The sequence below is a fragment of the Rhizobium sp. BT-226 genome (assembly GCF_025847085.2).
Taxonomy (GTDB): domain Bacteria; phylum Pseudomonadota; class Alphaproteobacteria; order Rhizobiales; family Rhizobiaceae; genus Rhizobium; species Rhizobium sophorae.
Map to the genome: position 1 here is coordinate 1,388,895 of NZ_JAOYTI010000002.1, position 19,613 is coordinate 1,408,507.

The following is a 19,613-nucleotide window of genomic DNA, read 5'->3' on the forward strand; positions in this document are numbered from 1 at the left end:
ATCCGGTAAACAGACGGCGTCTTTTTACGCGAGGCGGCCCCGCCTTGCCATGTCTTTGCCATTCCCGCCGGATAGTCCGACCCCATGACCGCTACCGACCCCGTCGCTAATCTTCAGACGCTGATTCGCTGCCCGTCCGTGACGCCCGCCGAAGGCGGCGCACTGTCGGCGCTGGAGGCGATGCTTGCGCCGCTCGGCTTTGCGGTCGACAGGGTGAAGGCGAGCGAAGAGGGAACACCCGACATCGAAAACCTCTATGCCCGCCTCGGCAAGGACGGTCCGCATTTGATGTTTGCCGGCCATACCGATGTCGTGCCGGTCGGCGACGAAGCCGCCTGGACGCATCCACCGTTTGCCGCCGAGATTTCCAAGGGCGAGCTTTTCGGTCGCGGCGCAGTCGACATGAAGGGCGGCATCGCCTGTTTCGTCGCCGCCGCCGCCCGCCATATCGAGAAAAACGGGCCACCGGCCGGCTCGATCTCCTTCCTCATCACCGGCGACGAAGAAGGCCCGGCGATCAACGGCACGATCAAGCTGCTGCAATGGGCGGCCGAACGCGGCGAGCGCTGGGATGCCTGCCTTGTCGGCGAGCCGACCAATCCGGACAGGCTCGGCGACATGATCAAGATCGGCCGGCGCGGTTCGCTGTCGGGCAAGATCACGGTTCACGGCGTGCAGGGCCATGCCGCCTATCCGCACCTCGCCGACAATCCGGTGCGCGGCGTGCTGCAGCTGACGCAGGCGCTGATGGACCCGCCGTTTGACGGCGGCACCGACGATTTCCAGCCGTCGAACCTCGAAGTGACCACGGTCGATGTCGGCAATCCGGCAACCAACGTCATCCCGGCCAAGGCATCGGCAAGCTTCAACATCCGCTTCAACGACAGCTGGACCGTCGAAACGCTGCGTGCCGAAATCCTGCGCCGTCTCGACGCCGCCGCCCGGGATGGCGCCTTGCGGCCGGGCCGCCAACCGGTGGCCTATGATATCATCTGGGCCGACCGGCCGAGCCATGTCTTCCTGACGCGCAACAATGCGCTGATCGCCTCGCTGTCGTCGGCCGTCGAAAGCGTTGCCGGTCAGTCGCCGCGGCTTTCGACCACCGGCGGCACGTCGGATGCGCGCTTCATCAAGGATTATTGCCCGGTCGTCGAGTTCGGCCTTGTCGGCCAGACGATGCACATGGTCGATGAGCGCGTCGCTGTCGCCGATCTGGAGACGCTGACGGCAATCTACGAAACCTTCATCGCCCGCTGGTTCGCCAATGCCGGGCTTTAGGGAGGTTCAATATTATCTGGCCGGCCTCTGGCTGCTCATCCGGCTGGATCCGCGCGGCTTCCGCTACCTCGATATGTCCGAGCGCGGCGTCAACCGTTCGTTCTGGGCAATGCTCTGGTGCCTGCCGCCGATGGGTATTTCATGGCTCTGGTGGCGACAGACCTTCCTGCGGGCGATGCCGCCGGAAGCCGATGTCGATTTTCCCTTCTATATCAGGCTCGGCCTCGTCGAGGTCGCCAACTGGTTCGTGCCGCTGATCTTTGCCGGGCTGCTGCTGCTTGCCTTCCGAATGGGCGAGCGTTTCGCGCCCGTCGTCGTCAGCGTCAACTGGCTCGGTGTGCCGCTCTCCTATATCAACGGGCTGCTGCTGGCGCTGGTGTTCTTCCTGCCCGCCTCCGTCGGGCTCGTCTCGCTGCTGCTGCTGGCCTTCATGTTGGCGCAGGTCTTCGTACTGGCGCGCATTCTCCGGATGATCTGCCATGGCCATGCGCTGATGACCGGGGCGCTGACACTGGTGCTGCTCGTGCCGTCGATGATCCTTTCGGAATATCTGCAGCACTTCCTCGGCATCTATCCCGTCTGACCAAGCTTACGAGGGATCATCAGCATCCTCGTCATTGGTATCGGTGACCGCCCTTCGGCGGTCGGGGATCACGTCGGGATAATCCACCTGCATGAAATAGAGCCCGTCCGGCGGCGCCACCGGGCCGCAGGCCTTGCGGTCGCGTGCCTCGAGCGCCGCCTCGACATCATCAGGCGTCCACTTGCCTTCGCCGGCGAGCTTCAGCGTGCCGGCGAAGGAACGGATCTGGTTGTGGAGAAAACTCTGCGCCGTGGCGCGGATCTCGATCAACTCGCCATTGCGCGTCACATCCAGCCGGTCGAGCGTGCGGACCGGGCTGTTTGCCTGGCAATGGGCGGCGCGGAAGGTGGAGAAATCGTGCCGGCCGACCAGCCTCTGGGCGGCGGCATGCATGACCTCGTGATCGAGCACCTTCGGCACCCACCAGGCCTTGCCAGCTTCGAGCGCCAGCGGCGCCCGGCGGCTGACGATGCGATAGAGGTAATGGCGCCGCAGCGCCGAAAAGCGCGCATCGAAAAATTCGGCAGCCGCCTCGACATCGAGAATGGAGACCCGCTCGCCGGCAAGCCTCAGATGCGCGTTCAAGGCATTCTGCAGCTGGTAGGGCGACCAGTCCTTCGAAAGATCGGCATGGATCACCTGCCCCATGGCATGTACGCCGGAATCAGTGCGTCCGGCGCCGCGCACCGACACCGTCTCACCGGTCAGCGACAGCACCGCCGCCTCGATCGCGCCCTGCACCGAAGGGCCGTTCTCCTGCCGCTGCCAGCCGACATAAGGGCCGCCGTCATATTCGACGGTCATGCGGAAACGCGGCATCAGGAAAGCCTCGTGCCCGCCGCAAGCGGCGTGCCCCTGAGGAAATCGGCCGCCGCCAGCGGTTTGCCGCCGGCCTTCTGCAGCCTGGTCAGCCGTACCGCGCCCGAGCCGCAGGCGACCACGAGATCGTCCGTCAGCAATTGCCCGGCAGCACCCTGCCCTTCAGCCAGTTCGGACGCCAGCACCTTCACCCGCTCCGGCTTGCCTGCGATTTCGAGCTCGAACCAGGCACCCGGAAACGGCGCCAGGCCGCGGATGTGATTGTGCACGTCCCCGGCGTCCCTGGAAAAATCGATGCGCGTCTCGGCCTTGTCGATCTTGGCGGCATAGAGCACGCCGTCTTCCGGCTGCGGCGTCAGCGGCAAGTCGTTCATTTCGAGTTTCACCATGGCTTCCGCCATCGCCTTGGCGCCGACCAGCATCAGCCGGTCGTGCAGCTCGCCAGCCGTCATGTTCGGGCCGATCTCGACCTCGCGGGTGAGTGCCACGGCGCCGGTATCCAGACCCTTGTCCATCTTCATAACCATCATGCCGGTCTTTGCGTCGCCGGCCATGATCGCCCGCTGGATCGGTGCCGCACCCCGCCAGCGCGGCAGCAGCGAGGCATGACCGTTGTAGCAGCCATCGCGGGTGCCGTTCAAAATCGCTTCCGGCAGTAACAACCCGTAAGCGACGACGACGCCGACATCGGCATTCAAGCCACGAAACCTCTCGCGCTCTTCGGGGTCCTTGAAATTGACCGGGGTGAAGACCGGCAGGCCGAGCAGTTCGGCCGCCTGATGCACTGGCGATTTCTGTAGATCGAGGCCGCGCCGCCCACCCGGCCGCGGCGGCTGCGTATAGACCGCAACAATCCTGTGCCCAGCATCGACGAGCAGGCGCAGGGTCGGAACCGAGAACTCCGGGGTTCCCATGAAGATGATGCGAAGAGACATTTTATCTCGCCAATTGAGGATCAACCGTCTTCAAACGGGTTTACGAGCTTGAGATCAAACCCCTCGAAATCTCGGGTATTGCGGGTCGCAAGCGTCGCGCCGTTGACAAGGCAGATGGCGGCAATCATAGCATCCTGGACCGAAATCGGCCGCCCCATGCTTTCGCGTTTCGCCCGCAAGCGACCGGTTGCCATAGCCGTTTCCAAATCCCAGCCGACGATACGATCGCGAAACTGGCCTTTTACCAAATTCTCGATCGCGCGAAAGAAGCGGTCCGATCCTGTCTTCAAGAAAACCCTTTCGGCGCCGTAAATCTGTTCCATCAAGCCGACCGTGCAAAGCCAGATTCTCGAGCCATCCTGCCGCAATATCCAGGCCTTCACCTTTTCATTCGGCAAAGGCCTGGCGAACTCGGAAATCACATTCGTATCGAGAACAATCATTCGAAATCCTCGAACGGACGGCCGAAATCCTTTTTCCGCGCGGCCTCGATTTCGTCCATGATTGCAGCAAATTCATCGTCTACCGCGTTTTCGCTGACGAAAGCGGCACGTATCGCGTCATACGCCGACAAAGTCTCGGGCTTTGCTTCGGCTTTTCTTTTCAGTGCTTCGCGCAAAAGCTCCTTGGCCTCGTCAGAAAGACTGTTTCCGCTGCGCTGGGCCGATTGCGCAATGTCTCGCTTCAATGCTTCGGAAATGTTTCTGATCAGAAAATCACCCATTCGGCACCTCACTATGATATCAATGATATCATAGTGTCTCGCCAATGAATTTTCAACGCCGCGTCAGAGCGCCTTCGACTTCGCCGCCTTGGTGAATTTCTTGATCACCATCTCCCGCTTCAGCCGCGAAATATAGTCGATGAAGAGCACGCCGTTCAGGTGGTCGATCTCGTGCTGCAGGCAGGTGGCGAGCAGGCCGTCGGCTTCCACGGTCTGTTCCTTGCCGTTTCGGTCGAGATATTTGACCGAGACGACAGCCGGGCGCTCGACCTCGGCATAATAGTCCGGAATCGAAAGACAGCCTTCCTCATAGACGGAGCGCTCGTCGGAGGATTTGACGATCTCCGGATTGATGAAGACCTGCGGCTGCTTTTCCTCGCCTTCGCGCGAGATGTCGATAACGAGCATGCGGCGCGGCACGCCGATCTGGATCGCCGCAAGGCCGATGCCCGGCGCGTCGTACATGGTTTCCAGCATATCGTCGGCAAGACGCTGCAGGTCGGAGTCCACCCGCTCGATCGGCTTGGACAGCTGGCGGAGAACGGGATCGGGAAGAATGATGAGTGGCTTGATGGTCATGGCGTTCCCATAACCCATCTTTTCCGACTATGGAATTATCCGGCAGGCGGGGAATACGCTTTTTTGCATCCCCGCCCGGAATTTCGCCATATTCCCCTCAGGCTGCCCGGAGGGCCGCACCGGCTGAACGGCCCTCCGGCCGGGCGCGGAAGCGCCGCAGCAGCTCGATCAGGGTCTCCACCTCATCCTTGAGGCGGCGGGTTTCCGCTGAAGAGTGCTCGACCATGTCCGAATTCTGCTGGGTGATCGCACCCATGTTGCGGACGGCGATGCTGACCTCGTTGACGCCGGTCGCCTGATCGCGGGCGGCGGCGGCGATATCGGCGACGAAACGGTTGATGATGTCGATGCGGCTAATCATGTCGTTCAGCGCCTCGCCGGTGCTGGAGACGATGCCGACGCCCTGATTGACCTGTGTCGAGCTCTGCGAGATCAGGTTCTTGATCTCCTTGGCCGCTTCCGCGGTGCGCTGGGCGAGCTGGCGGACTTCCTGGGCGACGACGGCAAAACCCTTGCCGGCATCGCCGGCACGGGCCGCCTCAACGCCGGCGTTCAGCGCCAGCAGATTGGTTTGGAAGGCGATCTCATCGATGACGCCGATGATCTTGGAGATCCCGGTCGAGGATTTCTCGATGCCGGCCATCGCCGAGACGGCGCTGGTGACGAGTTCGCCGGAGTTCTTCGCCTTCTCTTGCGTCTCGCGCACGGCGTCCGACGCCTTCTCGGCATTGGCGGCCGTCTGGCCGACGCTGACAGAAAGCTGCTGCAGGGCGGCCGAGCTCTCCTCGACGCCTGCCGCCTGCTGCGCAGTGCGCAGCGCCAGATCGTTGGTTGCCTTGGAAATGACGTCGGCGCCGCTCATGATATGGCCTGAGGTCTCACGCACGGAGGCAAAGGACTGGCTTAGCGCCCTGACGGCGCGGTTGTAATCCTCGGCCATCTGCCGGAAATTGCCCGGCAGATCGGACGGCAGGGTGGCCTCGAGATCGCCGTTCGACAGCGCTTCCAGGCCGCGGCGCAGCTGCTCCAGCGCGATCGCCTGGTCGGATTCGGCCTGAGCGCGTTCCTCCTCCAGTGCCTGACGCTTGGCTTCGAGCGTCTCGAGATAGACCGAGATGGAATAATCCATGTCGAGCATGCCGGCCTTGATGACGGCCGACAGCTCCTCGGCCAATGCCTTGCCCTCTCGGCGCGCGAAGATCGACGGCCATTGCTTCTCCATGATGCCCTTGACTAGTTCGGACATGACGATGGCGTAACCGCCAATATACCAGCGCGGCTCCAGCCCGATACGGGCATGGGTGCGGCCGACCGCGGTCACGCCGTTGACATAGCTCTCGTCGAACGCGCCGCCGGCGAGATTGGCCCAATGGTCCTGCTGGCGCTTCTTGGCGTGGCCGACATGGTTCTTATCGGCGAAGAAGCCCGCGACAGCCGGGGTCTTGGCGATCTTGGCGTAGAATTTATCGAGGGCGCCACCGATCAGCTCTGATATGACCGGGCGCAGATCCCGCATCGACTTGCGCGCTGCCTCATCCAGTTCGATGAAATCGAGGCGCTGCCTGAGGGCACTGTCGGTCTGCTGGGCGGTCATGGAGATCTCTGTACTTGGCGCGACGCGCGCGGGAAGGAATTTCTGCGCCGCAGGTTTTGGCCAATATGGTTGAGCAATCGTTAAATCGGACGACGATTTCTTCTGCCCCGAGCGAGGAAGAGCGGTCGCTTGCGAGGATATTGAGGCCCACCCATTCCGTTCACGTTTTGATCTATATATCGCCATTTCTTCTGTTATGCTTGCGGCATGACCATCCATTCCGAATCGCTCTCTCTTGCCCTTGCCTCGATCAGCCCGGCCATGCTGGCGCTTATCGGCGCCGTTCTCGCCGCCCTCGCCCTGCTGGTGATCGTGCTTCTGCTGCGCGGCGCCAGCCTTCGCCGCGAGCAGGCGGAGGAAGCGAGCTTTCGTGCTCAGGAAAACGAAGCGCGGATGGCCGAGCTTTTGAAGATCCAGGCGGAGATGCAGGGCCGCATCGCGGCGATGACCGAGGTCTTCGGCGCACGGCAGAGCGAACTCAACCAGACGATCAGCCAACGCCTCGACGGCATGTCGCAGCGCGTCAGCTCGACGATCACCGAGCAGACGAAATCGACGCATGAGAACCTGCAGCGGCTGCAGGAGCGGCTGGCGGTCATCGATGCCGCGCAGAACAATATCCAGACGCTCGCCAAGGATGTCGTCGGGCTGCAGGCCATTTTGTCCAACAAGCAGACGCGCGGCGCCTTCGGCCAGTCCAGGATGGAAACGATCGTCGCCGACGGTCTGCCGATGGGCGCCTACGCCTTCCAGCAGACGCTGTCCAACGGTTCGAGGCCGGACTGCACGATCCGCATGCCGAACGGCGCGCCGCCGCTGGTGATCGACGCGAAATTTCCGCTCGAAGCCTGGAACGCGATCCGCGACGCCGGCAGTCCCGAGGCCGGCAAGATCGCCGGCCAGCAGTTCCGCCGCGACATGGAGGTCCACATAAGGGACATTTCCGAGAAATATCTGATCCAGGGCGAAACCCAGGATACGGCCTTTCTCTTCGTGCCGTCAGAATCGATCTTCGCCGAGATCCACGAGCACTTCGAGCCGGTGGTGCAGAAGGCGCATCGCGCACGCATCGTCATCGTCTCGCCGTCGCTGCTGATGCTGTCGATCCAGGTCATCCAGGCCGTGCTTAAGGACCAGCGCATGCGGGCGCAGGCGCATCTAATCCAGGGCGAAGTGGCGATCCTGATGGACGATCTCAGCCGCCTCGATGAGCGGGTGCGCAAACTGCAGGGCCATTTCGCCATGGCGCAGAAGGATATCGACATGGTGGTCACGTCAGCCGACAAGCTCACCAAGCGCGGCGCCAGGATCGAAGCGCTGGAATTCGAGGCGGGGGGCGGCGATGCAAAAACCGCCCGCGACGGCGAAGCCGCGGTCAAATCGGTCGAAAGCCGCACCGGCCTTCTCAAGCTCCGGGTGGTTGACGAGGAGTGACCGCTTCGGGCAGTGTCTCGCCCGCATGAAGCACTAGGAGCATGATGTCGTGCGAAAACCGATCACACTTTTCGGCATCATGCTCTAGAAGACGGGACACATTCATGATCACAGTTTTCGGGTCCATCAACATGGATCTCATCGCCACGACCGAGCGCCTGCCGAAGCCCGGCGAGACGGTGGCCGGCAACGGCTTTGCCACGGCCGCCGGCGGCAAGGGCGCCAACCAGGCGCTGGCAGCGCGCCGCGCCGGACGTTACGTGCATATGGCCGGCGCCGTCGGCAAGGATGCCTTCGCTGCGGAGGCGCTTGCCCTGCTCGATGATGCAGGCACCGACCTTTCTCTGATCAAACATGTCGACGGTCCCACAGGTACGGCGCTGATCCTTGTCGGCGGCGACGGCGAAAACATGATTGCCGTCGTTCCCGGCGCCAATGGCTTCGTCGCGCCCGCCGATGCCGAGACGGCGATCGGCCGCATGAACGAAGGCGATATCCTGATGCTGCAGCTCGAAGTGCCGGCTGCCGCCGTCGAACGCGCGCTGTCGGCCGCCCGCGCCAAGGGCGTCACCAGCATCCTCAACCTCGCGCCGCTGATCCCCGATGCGGCCCGCCTCGGCCGGCTCGCCGATATCGTCATCGCCAACGAGACCGAGTTCGAGCGGCTCGCCGGGCAGGAGGGCATGGACGCCGCAGCGCGCGAGGCCGCCCTTGTGCGCCTGCATGCGGAGACGGGCCAGACGCTGATCGTGACGCTCGGCGCCGACGGGGTCATCGCCATCCGCGACGGTGCAATTTCACGAGCGCAGGGTCTCAAGATCGAACCTGTCGATACGGTTGGCGCCGGAGACACTTTCTGCGGCTATTTCGCCGCCAGCCTCGACGACGGCCTCGATTTTGTCTCGGCGCTACGCCGTGCGGCGGTTGCCGGTTCGCTCGCATGCCTCAAGGCCGGGGCGCAACCTTCGATCCCTTTGAGCGAGGAAGTCGCAGACAGGATATAGTCCGCGTCTCTTTGCGAAGCCGCCGGCAAAACTCCCTGTAATTCAGGGCGTTCCGGCGATTTTCTTGGCCCCGTTCGATAGAGTTTCATTCAAATTTAAGAGATTTCCGGCGATGTTCCTCATGGCCGCCGGCGCCTCCCTCCTTCTGGAATCCGGCCGTCACTGCATAATTCCTTAAATCGGAATCGATTTAAGGATAAAATTATGCAGCGTTTCAAAGTGCTACAGCGTCCTTTGCGCGTCTGAAAAGACGCGCGGCGCTGTAGGCGGCGGCTCCATGACGGGGCGAAGCCTTTGCTCCTGCGCCGGAGAATGCCCGTTCGGCGCATCCTTGCCCGAGGACCCCATGTTCATTTTTCGCATGAAATCGCTTGCCGCGAAACTCATCGTCATCACCGGCATCGCCATCGCACTTGTTCTCATCGTTTCGAACTTTTTCCTCATCGGGCAGACCCGGGATCGCGTCCAGACGCTGACCATGGATCAGGCCAACCTCGAAGCAAAATCGATCGCCAATGAAATCGCCGCCAATGTCGGCGAGCTTGCCAGCGCCGCGCGCACCATGTCGGGCGTCATCGGCCGCGGCCATGAAGGTAAGTCGCTCGATCGCAAGGGCATGATCAATGTGCTGAAGGCCAATCTCGAGCAGAATGCCTTCGCCTTCGGCAGCTGGTTCTGCGAGCAGCTCGGCGCGCTTGACGGCAAGAGCACCGAGATCGCCAACAACAATGACGAAGGCACGAACAAGAATGGCGCCTTCACGCCTTACTGGTCGAAGACCAAGGACGGCGGCATCCAATATTCGACCTTCGACAATGATTATACCGCCGCATGGTGGAAGCTCGCCGCCGACAGCGGCAAGGGCGCGATCACCACGCCCTATATGGCCGAAGGAACCGACGTGCCAACGCTGCTGACCTCGATTGCCTATCCGGTCATGTCTGATGGTAAGATGATCGGCGTCGGCGGCGTCGACATTTCGCTGAAGTCGCTGACCGACAAGCTGCAGGCGCTGCATCCCTTCGGTTCGGGCCGCGTCACGCTGCTGTCGCAGGCCGGCAACTGGATCGTCGCGCCGATCCCCGACCTGATGACCAAGGAATATGACGGCGAAGGTGCCGACATCGTCAAGTCGGCGCTGTCGAGCAAACAGCCCGGCCTCGTCAGGAACCTCACCTATGACGGCCTCGATCCCTTCGATCGCGTCGTCTATCCCTTCTCGGTTCCCGGCGTCAACGCCACCTGGGTCGTGCTCGTCGACGTGCCGCACACGGCGATCAACGCGCCGGTGCGAGACCAGACCTACATGATGATCATCAACGGGCTGATCGTGCTTGGCGCCGTCATGCTGGCGCTCTATTTCGCCGTCCGCTCTTTCGTGCAGCGGCCGCTCGGCGGGCTTGTCGCCAGCGTCAGGGCGCTGAGCGACGGCCAATATGACGAACCGGTCGCTGCCCAGGACCGCAGCGACGAGGTCGGTTCGGTCGCCAAGGCGCTGGAAGGCTTTCGCTTCACGCTCGCCGACAGCCGCCGCCTCGAAGACGAGGCCGCCGACCAGCGGCAAGCCGCCGAGACCGAGCGCAGCCGCTCGGAATCGGAACGCCAGGAATCGGTGTCGCTGCAGCGCCATATCGTCTCAATCGTCGGCGCCGGCCTTTCCGCGCTGTCGCAGGGCAATCTCGGCTACCGCATCACCGACGAGTTCCCCGGCGAATACGGCAAGCTGAAACAGGATTTCAACGCCGCGCTCGCGAGCCTCGAAGAGACCATCAACACGATGAACCTCAGCGTCGCCAATATCGGCTCCGGCACCGGTGAAATCAGCAACAGCGCTTCCGATCTCGCCAAGCGCACCGAGCAGCAGGCAGCCAGCCTGGAAGAGACGGCGGCCGCGCTCAACGAGCTCACCGCGCAGGTCGATTCCAGCGCCGAAAATGCGCGCACGGCAGCCGACAACGTCAACCTCGCCTGCCAGGATGCCGAAAAGTCCGGTGAAGTGGTGCAGAAGGCAATCGCCTCGATGCAAGGGATCGAACAATCTTCGACGGAGGTTTCGCGGATCATCGGCGTCATCGACGAGATCGCCTTCCAGACCAACCTGCTCGCCCTGAACGCCGGTGTCGAGGCGGCGCGTGCCGGGGAAGCCGGCAAGGGTTTTGCCGTCGTCGCCCAGGAGGTGCGCGAACTTGCACAGCGTTCTGCCAATGCCGCCAAGGAAATCAAGACGCTGATCAACAGTTCGGCCGTCCAGGTCAAGGAGGGCGTCGATCTCGTCGGGCGCGCCGGCAGCACGCTGCACAAGATCGCCGAACAGGTGATGGGCATCAACGACCTCATCCGGCAGATTTCGGCATCGGCCAGCGAACAGGCTGTCGGCCTGAAGGAAATCAATCAGGCCATGAACCAGATGGACCAGGTGACGCAGCAGAATGCGGCGATGGTAGAGGAAGCGACCGCGGCCAGCGTCGCACTCAACGACGAGGCACGAACGCTGAAGGCGCTCGCCACCCGCTTCAATGTCTCGGGTTCGGGCAACGCCGCAGCCCTTGCCTCTGTCGCGCAAAAGATGCGGGCACCGGCGACTTCAGCCCCTTCGCCTCGCGCCAGCGCCCCGGCGGTCCGTCGCGCGACTGCCCCGTCGCGCGGATCCGCTACCGTGGCACAGGACAACTGGGAAGAGTTCTGATCGTTCAGCCCCTCATAATGCAAAAGGCGCCTGGGAGACCCGGCGCCTTTTCACATTCGGGGATTAATGCAGCTCAGGCAGCGTTCGACGTCTGCTCTTCGTTGAGGAAGGCGTAGATCGCCGAGGCGGAATCGGTGGCGCGCAGCTTGGCGACCAGATCGTGATCGCGCAGCACGCGGGCGATACGCGACAGAGCCTTGAGATGATCGGCGCCCGCGCCTTCCGGTGCAAGCAGCAGGAACACGAGGTCGACCGGCTGGTCGTCCAGCGCCTCGAAATCGACCGGCTGCTCCAGCCGGGCGAAGATGCCGACGATCGAATGGATGTTTCCCAGCTTGCCGTGGGGAATGGCGATGCCGTTGCCGACTCCGGTCGAGCCCAGGCGTTCCCGCTGCAGGATGACGTCGAAGATCTCCCGTTCGGAAAGCCCGGTGATCCTGGAGGCTCTTGCAGCCAATTCCTGAAGCAACTGTTTCTTGGAATTTACTCTGAGGGCGGGAATGATCGCATCCTGATGGAGCAAATCTGCCAATGCCATTTCTTTTTCCTTCTGTCGCCGGGATCAAATGCAAGGAGCGGCGGCAATGCCGCCGCTCACCACGCTGATCTCAGCCTTTGATACTGGCTGAATCGATCCAGCCAATATTTCCGTCGTGCCGACGGTAAACGATGTTCAGATGTTCCTTGCCGGGGCTGCGGAACAGGAGAAGCGGCTCGTCGGTCATGTCGAGCGCCATCACTGCGGTGGCGACCGACATGGTCTTCAACTGCTTCGTGCTTTCTGCGACGATCGCCGGAGCGAAATCGTCGGCGATTTCATCATCGTGATCAGGAACGGAATCCATGACCGTGTAGGAAACCTCTGCAAAACCATTCAGATGGTTTCCGGCGTGATGGTCCTTCAGCTTGCGCTTGTAACGCCGCAGCCGTTTTTCGATCCGCTGGGAGGCGGCGTCGAAAGCCAATTGCGGGTCGGTCGCCTCGCCGGCCGCATGCAACACCACGCCGCTGTCGAGATGCAGCTTGCAATCCGCCGAGTAACGAGAACTCGCCTTTTCCACGGTCACCTGGCCGGAATATCCCCCGTCGAAGTATTTCGTGATGGCCATACCAATTTGGTCCTCGATCTTTTGACGGAAGGATTCACCAATTTCCATATGTTTCCCGGATACACGCACACTCATGGAGTTTCCCTTCTTATGGTCGTTTGCGGGTATCAGTTTACGCCAAGCCTCAGGTTCATCCAAGCACTTCGCACAATCTCAAGCAAGATCGGCTTAGGCCTGCGGGTCCTTGGTGCCCTTCTGATGCTGGGGATAACTCCAGACGCCGTTCGCGGCATCGATTGCGGCGGGCTTCTAGCCAGAGCTTGCCGAAAAGTCAATAGGGCGCCGAATCACCCTCGGCGGCACACGGTCAACGGGTGGCGGATACCTTGCCTGGCAGGGCATGCCGCCGATCGCCACCCAATACATCTTACGCGTTTCGCGCTTGCGTTGCGTCCCTTCTTGCGGGGATCGTCATGGCGGCGACACCCGATATGACGCAGACGAGTCCGATCCAAGCCGTCGGGCTCAGCCTCTCGCTGAGGAAGACGATGCCGATCGCAACACCGATCGGCACCCTGAGATAGGCTTGCGCGGTGGTTCCGACCGAACCCAGCGTCTGAACGAGACGGAAATAGATCACAAAGGCGAGCGCCGTCGAAAAGGCAGAGAGGGCCAGCAGCGCCAGCATCGATGCCGCCGAAGGATCGAGTTCCCACGGCCGATCGACGACGAGACTTATCGGCAAGAGAATGACCGCGCCTGAGGTCAACGAACCGGCCGCCGGCACTGCGGGATCAAGCCCCTTGAAGTTCTTGCTGAAAATCGCGGCACCTGCATAACAGATTGTCGCCAGGATGATGGCAAGCTGCGCCATCAGGTTTTCACCGAGACCGCCGAGCGCTTCGACGCCGATGACGAGGCAGATGCCGGCAAGCCCGGCCATAACGCCGAAGAGCCTTCGCAGCGTCACCTGCTCATGGCGGGTGATCAGCACGGCCAGCAGGAAGGTGAAGATCGGCGTTGCCGAATTCAGGATGACCGCCAGTCCGGCATCGACGGACTGCTCCGCCCAGGCGATCAGCGTGAAGGGGACGACGCTGTTCAGACAGGCCTGAACGAAAAACCGCCGCCAGGTCGCACGATCGCGCGGCAGACGGACACGCCGGTGGCGCAGGACGGCCAGCAGAATGCCGCCGGCAATCAGCGTGCGGGCGGCGATCAACGTTATCGGCGGGATCGTCTCGACGCCGATCTTGATGAAGCTGTAGGAGGAACCCCAGAGGGTCGCCAGCACCAGCAGCAGGAAAAGCTCCCTGGTAAGGTTCGGATTTTGCGGCGTCATCGTCGGCATTTCGATCTTCGTTGAAGACAATTCAAAGGGTTGCAGCCGTTGCGCGTCTGAAAAGACGCTGGGCGCTGGAGAGGAATAATGGGATTTGCAGGCCGGATGCTTCGATCGAGGTCGAAGCATTGCTGCGTCAGAAGCCCGCGACCTTGGCGAGCGCCCGCTTCTCGCGGCGGCGCTGGACCGAAGAGGCAATGTTCATTGCCTCCCTGTATTTCGCAACGGTGCGGCGGGCGAGATCGACACCGCCCTTCTTCAGCATGTCGACGATATCGTCATCGGAAAGCACCGCCTCCGGGCTCTCCTGCAGGATCAGCGCACGGATCTTGTGACGCACCGCCTCGGCCGAATGGCTGTCGCCGCCGGCGACGGCGCTGATCGAGACGGTGAAGAAATATTTGAGTTCGAACAGGCCGCGCGGCGTCAGCATATATTTGTTCGACGTGACGCGGCTGACGGTGGATTCATGCATCTTGATCGCCTCGGCGACCGTTTTCAGGTTCAGCGGGCGCAGGTGATCGACGCCGTGCAGCAGGAAGGCGTCCTGCTGACGAACGATTTCGCTTGCCACCTTCATGATGGTTTTTGCCCGCTGATCGAGGCTGCGTGTCAGCCAGTTGGCGCTCTGCAGGCAATCGGAGAGGAAGGCGTGATCCTCTCCATTGCGGGTCACGCGGGAAAAATAGGACTGGTTGACCAGCACGCGCGGCAGCGTATCCGGATTGAGCTCGACCAGCCAGCCGCCGTCCGAAGAGGCTCTGACGACCACGTCGGGCATGATCGCTTCGGAAACGCCCGCCTCGAACCCGCTGCCGGGCTTGGGATTGAGCTGGCGGATCTCGCCGAGCATGTCGAGAAGATCTTCCTCGTCGACGCCGCAGAGGCGCTTCAGCGTGGCAAAATCGCGCCGAGCAAGCAGTTCAAGGTTTTCGACCAGAGCCTGCATGGCCGGGTCGTATCGGTCCTTCTGCCTGAGCTGGATCGCCAGGCATTCGGCGAGGCTGCGGGCGAAAACACCCGGCGGATCAAGGCTCTGGAGGGTGGCGAGCACGCGCTCGGCCTGTGCGAGGCTCGTGCCCAGCCTCTCGCCGGCCTCGACGATATCGGCCTGCAGATAACCGCAGTCGTCGAGTTGGTCGACGAAATTCTGCGCGATCAGCCGGTCGGCCATGTCAGGCAGGACGAAGGGGATCTGCTGGGCGAGATGATCGCGCAGCGACACCTGGCCGGCGACGAAATCGTCGAGATCGTAGTCGGCGCCCTCGCCGCTGCCCGGCATCGACTTCCACTGGCTGACGAGCTCCGGCGCATCGAGGCGCTGCGGGGCACCATCATCAGGAAAGACATTGGTGTAATTGGCGTCGAGTTCGTCGTTCAGCCGACTGGTGCTGGCGCTGCCGCCATTGTCATACCAATCGCTGGAGAGCGCCTCGGTGCGGTTGTCGTAGCCGTCGTCCGACCCGGCATCCTCCGGCTGATGAGCATATTCTCCATCTTCGGCTTCACCGCGTTCGCCGCCCGCCTCGCCGTCGTTCGACGGAAATTCGAGCAGCGGGTTCTTCTCCACTTCCTGGGCGATGAACTGGTTGAGTTCGAAATGCGTCATCTGCAGCAACTGGATGGATTGCATCAGTTGCGGTGTCATCACCAAAGACTGGGTCTGGCGCAGGAAAAGATTGGCGGACAGTGCCATGACGGACGCGAAACTCCCCTCGATTCCTCCGGGAAACCGCGTCCGATCAAGGCTTCAGGCCACGGAAATCCAAGTTGGCCCAAAAATTGCTTTTTTATTGTATTTGGTCAAGCGGAAGTATGACGGCACGGTGAATTTCTGCGACATCCGGCGTTACAGGCTGAAATTGTCACCGAGGTAGAGCCGGCGCACTTCCGGATTGTTGACGATGTCGTTGGCCCGGCCATGGGTCAGCACCTCACCGGCATGGATGATGTAGGCGCGGTCGATGAGACCCAGCGTCTCGCGCACATTGTGGTCGGTGATGAGAACGCCGATGCCGCGCGCCGTCAAGTGGTGAACGAGATTCTGGATATCGGCGACCGAGATCGGGTCGACGCCGGCAAAGGGTTCGTCGAGCAGCATGAAGGTCGGGTCGGTCGCAAGCGCACGCGCGATTTCGAGGCGGCGGCGCTCACCGCCGGACAGGGCGACGGCGGCACTCTTGCGCAGCTTCTGGATATGGAATTCCTCCAGCAGCTCGTTCAGCTTCTGCTCGCGCTCGGCCTTGTCCTTCACATGCACTTCGAGGACGGCGCGGATATTCTCTTCCACCGTCAGCCCACGGAAAATCGAGGCTTCCTGCGGCAGGTAACCGACGCCGAGGCGCGAGCGGCGGTACATCGGCATGGTCGTGACGTCGTTGCCATCGATCTCGATCGTGCCTTCATCGACCGGCACCAGGCCGGTGATCATGTAAAAACAGGTGGTCTTGCCGGCGCCGTTCGGGCCGAGCAGGCCGACAGCCTCGCCACGGCGCACCACCAGCGAGACGCCGTTGACGACGCGCCGCGTCGCATAGGTCTTGGTCAGACCCCGTGCGATCAGCGTTCCCTGATAGCGGCTCTTGTCGGCAGCGCCCGCAGCTTGTGGCCCGGGCTTGCCGAACATGGTGGATAGCGATGATAATTTCACGTGGGAGGCCGGCTTCTCAGTTCTGCTTCTGCTGCTGCGCATTCGGCTGCGATTTCGGATCGAGCTGAATCTGGACACGCCCGCCGCAGCTTTCAAGCTCCGCCTGGCCAGTCTGCATGTGAACCGTCAGTTTGCAGCCTTTGAAGACGTTCGGTCCGTCCGACAGCACGACCTGCTTGCCGGTGAGGATGAATGTCTGCGAGGCCATGTCGAAATTGCCGTCATCGGCGGTCGCCGTCTGCGTGCCCGAGGTCAAAAAGACCTTGTCCGTCACCAGGATCTTGTCGATATCGGCACTTCCCGATGCAAGCGAGGCCGACTGCTGCGGCTGCGCTGCGGGCTGCGCGCCGTCAGCGGCCGGCTTTGCCGCCTTGTCCTTGTAATAAACGGTCATCTTGCCGGACTGCATCGTCGTCGTCCCCTGGACGACCTTGACGTTGCCGGTGAAGAGCGCGGTGTGTTCCTGGTCGTGGATCTCCAGCTTGTCGCTTTCGATCTGGATCGGCTGGTCGTTGGACAGCTTCATGCCCGGCATCGTCGCCGTAGCCTGCTGCGCGCCGGCGCCCGTGGCCGTCAGAATAAGGGCAAATGCGCCGGCAATGAATGCCATGCCTGTCTTGCAAGTGGAAATGCGACAATCTTTTGTCATGGATGACCCGGCTGGTTAAGTGCCCTGTTTATGGATGGTGGAAGGATCGACATTCATGCGAACATTCCCCTCGAATGTGATCACCCGCCCCTTATCGGTTATCTGAAGCGTCTTCGCAACAATGGAGGCATTGTCCTTGGTGATGGTGACGGGGTCGTCGCTCCGCATGTTTCCGCCCTTGATGTCGAGCTGCGCGGACTGGAAATTCGCATTGAGGCCGCTGCTCAGCACCAGGGTGAAAGGGGCCGTCATATGCAGGTTGTCGGTGGCGCGGTTGTAATCGGCGGTCGAGGCGACGACGCGGGCGATCAGACCGTCATTCATCGGCACGGCGGCCTTGATGGTCTCGAGGGTGATGAGATCGGGATTGCGGATATCCTGCAGCGCTCTTTCGGCCAGCATCGAATAATTGATACCGTCGGAATTGCGACCTGATATCGCCGGCTTTTCCATCACGACCTTGCCATTCTCGATCTTGGCGCCTTCCATCTTGATGTTTTCGGGCAGATAGATGCTGACCAACGCCACCGCGGTGAGGCTCGCCGCGACGATGAGGGCCGCCACCGGCAGCAATATCTTCAGCCGCCGCACGCGGGCGGAATGGAACAACGCATCGCCATAGGCACTGTTGCCGGACCCTGAATAGGCGGCATGTCCGTTGTTCTTCAGGGTATCGAGCATAGGCCTCGTCCATGTGCGGTGATCGCCGCGCCTCGATAACAAAGCCGGCCGCCAATCACAGTTCGTTTCGCATTATTACATTGGCTTGCCAATATGGAATTTTTTCTGCAACAAGCAACAAAACGGAAAAACATTGAAAAGTGGCATTCGTACGGGCCGCTGCCACCCTATTTCACCGGATCGATCGGCGCCATGCCGACGCCGGTGCCAGCGCTGGAGGTTTCTATGGACAGTTCGATCATCACGGATCGCCGGCGGCTGCGTCGCAAGCTGGGCTTCTGGCGCCTCATCGCGGTGGCCCTCATCGTGGCACTTGGTTTCGCCTTCTACCGCTTTGCCCTCGGCGAGGCGGGGACGCAGCGCCCACATATCGCCCATGTGACGATATCCGGGCTGATCGTCGACGACGACGAGCTTCTGGAGCGGCTGAAGAAGGTCGAGACCAGCGATCAGGTGAAGGCAGCGGTGATTTCGATCTCCTCGCCCGGCGGCACGACCTATGGCGGCGAGAAAGTCTTCAAGGCGATCCGGGCGATATCTGCCAAGAAGCCCGTCGTCTCCGACGTGCGCACGCTTGCCGCTTCCGCCGGCTACATGATCGCCACCGCCGGCGATACGATTATTGCCGGCGACAGCTCGATCACCGGTTCGATCGGCGTCATCTTTCAGTATCCGCAGATCCAGCCGCTGCTCGACAAAATCGGCGTCTCGCTGCAGGAGATCAAGTCCTCGCCGCTGAAGGCCGAGCCCTCACCCTTTCACGAGGCGAGCGAGGACGCCAAGGCGATGATCCGCAACATGGTGGTCGACAGCTACAACTGGTTCGTCGACCTGGTCGCCGACCGGCGCAAGCTGCCGCGTGACGAGGTGCTGAAACTGGCCGACGGCACGATCTATACCGGCCGCCAGGCGCTGAAGGTGAAACTCGTCGATGCGATCGGCGGCGAGGCTGAGATCCGCGCCTATCTGACGTCACGCGGCGTTAACGCCGATCTGCCGATGGTGGACTGGGACAGGAAGAGCAATACGCCCTTTCTGCTCGCTGGGGCTGTTTCTCGGTTGATTGCGATCTTCGGTTATGATGATCTCGTGAAAACCCAGGATATCAATGGAATCCTGCCCCCAAAGTTGCTTCTTGACGGGCTGCTTTCAGTTTGGCAGGTTGGCCGCGATTGATAAGAAATCAATAATTTAAGGGGGCGAATGTGATCAAGTCCGAATTGGTGCAGATTGTTGCGGCACGCAACCCGCATCTCTATCATCGCGACGTCGAGAATATCGTCAACGCGGTTCTCGACGAGATCACGGATGCACTGGCTGCGGGTAACCGAGTCGAATTGCGCGGCTTTGGCGCCTTTTCGGTCAAGAACCGCCCTTCGCGCTCCGGCCGCAACCCGCGGACCGGCGATACCGTCTTCGTCGAGGAGAAGTGGGTTCCCTTCTTCAAGACCGGCAAGGAGCTGCGCGAGCGGCTTAATCCCGGTCAGGCCGACGAAGAGGATTGAGCCGTCGCTGCCTGCGGCGAAACCGCACTTGAACTCGATGCCCGTTTTCCTATTCTTGGTAACGCATCGTGCTTTATGCGTCTTACAAGGACGCATAGCGC

20 protein-coding genes are annotated in these 19,613 nt (G+C 61.7%); 7 read left to right on the forward strand and 13 right to left on the reverse strand.

What is annotated here, in order from left to right; all coding sequences use genetic code 11:
• Positions 1–84: 84 nt before the first annotated feature.
• Positions 85–1,278, forward strand: a complete 1,194-nt coding sequence (dapE, locus tag OIU37_RS17095; protein WP_171601798.1) for a succinyl-diaminopimelate desuccinylase — start codon at positions 85–87, stop codon at positions 1,276–1,278.
• Positions 1,265–1,861, forward strand: coding sequence for a hypothetical protein (locus OIU37_RS17100; RefSeq protein WP_264258116.1), 597 nt, complete (start codon positions 1,265–1,267; stop codon positions 1,859–1,861). The genes dapE and OIU37_RS17100 overlap by 14 nt, the downstream gene beginning before the upstream one ends.
• Positions 1,862–1,867: 6 nt before the next feature.
• Here OIU37_RS17100 and truA read toward each other — a convergent pair whose 3' ends face one another.
• The 6 genes from truA to OIU37_RS17130 all read right to left on the reverse strand — a co-directional run bounded on the left by truA (position 1,868) and on the right by OIU37_RS17130 (position 6,512).
• On the reverse strand, positions 1,868–2,680 hold the full coding sequence (gene truA, locus OIU37_RS17105; RefSeq protein WP_264258117.1) for a tRNA pseudouridine(38-40) synthase TruA: 813 nt from the start codon (positions 2,678–2,680) through the stop codon (positions 1,868–1,870).
• Positions 2,680–3,615, reverse strand: coding sequence for a methionyl-tRNA formyltransferase (gene fmt / locus OIU37_RS17110; RefSeq protein ID WP_264258118.1), 936 nt, complete (start codon positions 3,613–3,615; stop codon positions 2,680–2,682). The genes truA and fmt overlap by 1 nt, the downstream gene beginning before the upstream one ends.
• Before the next feature lie 20 nt (positions 3,616–3,635).
• Positions 3,636–4,058, reverse strand: coding sequence for a type II toxin-antitoxin system VapC family toxin (locus tag OIU37_RS17115; RefSeq protein WP_171601802.1), 423 nt, complete (start codon positions 4,056–4,058; stop codon positions 3,636–3,638).
• The gene (locus OIU37_RS17120; RefSeq protein WP_171602175.1) at positions 4,055–4,339 is read right to left on the reverse strand and encodes a plasmid stabilization protein; all 285 of its coding nucleotides are present in this window, start codon (positions 4,337–4,339) and stop codon (positions 4,055–4,057) included. The genes OIU37_RS17115 and OIU37_RS17120 overlap by 4 nt, the downstream gene beginning before the upstream one ends.
• Before the next feature lie 63 nt (positions 4,340–4,402).
• Positions 4,403–4,918 carry a peptide deformylase gene (gene def / locus OIU37_RS17125; RefSeq protein WP_020397424.1) on the reverse strand — a complete coding sequence of 172 codons (516 nt, stop codon included), beginning with the start codon at positions 4,916–4,918 and terminating at the stop codon, positions 4,403–4,405.
• Between the two features lie 97 nt (positions 4,919–5,015).
• Entirely contained in the window at positions 5,016–6,512 is a 1,497-nt protein-coding gene (locus OIU37_RS17130) for a globin-coupled sensor protein (protein ID WP_264258119.1), read from the reverse strand.
• Positions 6,513–6,719: 207 nt separating this feature from the next.
• Here OIU37_RS17130 and OIU37_RS17135 point away from each other — a divergent pair, with 207 nt between their 5' ends.
• The 3 genes from OIU37_RS17135 to OIU37_RS17145 all read left to right on the forward strand — a co-directional run bounded on the left by OIU37_RS17135 (position 6,720) and on the right by OIU37_RS17145 (position 11,636).
• Positions 6,720–7,946, forward strand: coding sequence for a DNA recombination protein RmuC (locus tag OIU37_RS17135; protein ID WP_171601804.1), 1,227 nt, complete (start codon positions 6,720–6,722; stop codon positions 7,944–7,946).
• 104 nt (positions 7,947–8,050) lie between these two features.
• The gene (locus OIU37_RS17140) at positions 8,051–8,950 is read left to right on the forward strand and encodes a ribokinase (RefSeq protein WP_264258120.1); all 900 of its coding nucleotides are present in this window, start codon (positions 8,051–8,053) and stop codon (positions 8,948–8,950) included.
• A 346-nt stretch (positions 8,951–9,296) separates the two neighbouring features.
• Entirely contained in the window at positions 9,297–11,636 is a 2,340-nt protein-coding gene (locus tag OIU37_RS17145; protein WP_264258121.1) for a methyl-accepting chemotaxis protein, read from the forward strand.
• A 73-nt stretch (positions 11,637–11,709) separates the two neighbouring features.
• Here the strand turns inward: OIU37_RS17145 and ptsN are convergent, their stop codons facing one another.
• The 7 genes from ptsN to lptC all read right to left on the reverse strand — a co-directional run bounded on the left by ptsN (position 11,710) and on the right by lptC (position 18,007).
• A complete protein-coding gene (gene ptsN / locus OIU37_RS17150; protein WP_017995882.1) occupies positions 11,710–12,174 on the reverse strand; it encodes a PTS IIA-like nitrogen regulatory protein PtsN in 465 nt (154 codons plus the stop codon).
• A 70-nt stretch (positions 12,175–12,244) separates the two neighbouring features.
• Positions 12,245–12,820, reverse strand: coding sequence for a ribosome hibernation-promoting factor, HPF/YfiA family (hpf, locus tag OIU37_RS17155; RefSeq protein WP_017958734.1), 576 nt, complete (start codon positions 12,818–12,820; stop codon positions 12,245–12,247).
• 292 nt (positions 12,821–13,112) lie between these two features.
• Entirely contained in the window at positions 13,113–14,036 is a 924-nt protein-coding gene (locus OIU37_RS17160; RefSeq protein ID WP_264258122.1) for a DMT family transporter, read from the reverse strand.
• Positions 14,037–14,163: 127 nt separating this feature from the next.
• Positions 14,164–15,723, reverse strand: coding sequence for an RNA polymerase factor sigma-54 (gene rpoN / locus OIU37_RS17165; protein WP_171601807.1), 1,560 nt, complete (start codon positions 15,721–15,723; stop codon positions 14,164–14,166).
• A gap of 153 nt (positions 15,724–15,876) precedes the next feature.
• Positions 15,877–16,653, reverse strand: a complete 777-nt coding sequence (gene lptB / locus OIU37_RS17170) for an LPS export ABC transporter ATP-binding protein (protein ID WP_003556077.1) — start codon at positions 16,651–16,653, stop codon at positions 15,877–15,879.
• A gap of 40 nt (positions 16,654–16,693) precedes the next feature.
• Positions 16,694–17,326, reverse strand: coding sequence for an LptA/OstA family protein (locus OIU37_RS17175; protein ID WP_171601808.1), 633 nt, complete (start codon positions 17,324–17,326; stop codon positions 16,694–16,696).
• 15 nt (positions 17,327–17,341) lie between these two features.
• Positions 17,342–18,007: an LPS export ABC transporter periplasmic protein LptC gene (lptC, locus tag OIU37_RS17180; RefSeq protein WP_171601809.1), complete on the reverse strand. Its 666-nt coding sequence runs from the start codon at positions 18,005–18,007 to the stop codon at positions 17,342–17,344.
• Positions 18,008–18,232: 225 nt separating this feature from the next.
• Here lptC and sppA point away from each other — a divergent pair, with 225 nt between their 5' ends.
• Together sppA and OIU37_RS17190 are read left to right on the forward strand one after the other, a co-directional pair.
• Positions 18,233–19,183 carry a signal peptide peptidase SppA gene (sppA, locus tag OIU37_RS17185; RefSeq protein ID WP_264258123.1) on the forward strand — a complete coding sequence of 317 codons (951 nt, stop codon included), beginning with the start codon at positions 18,233–18,235 and terminating at the stop codon, positions 19,181–19,183.
• Positions 19,184–19,212: 29 nt separating this feature from the next.
• Positions 19,213–19,512: an integration host factor subunit beta gene (locus OIU37_RS17190; protein ID WP_003544934.1), complete on the forward strand. Its 300-nt coding sequence runs from the start codon at positions 19,213–19,215 to the stop codon at positions 19,510–19,512.
• Positions 19,513–19,613 lie beyond the last annotated feature (101 nt).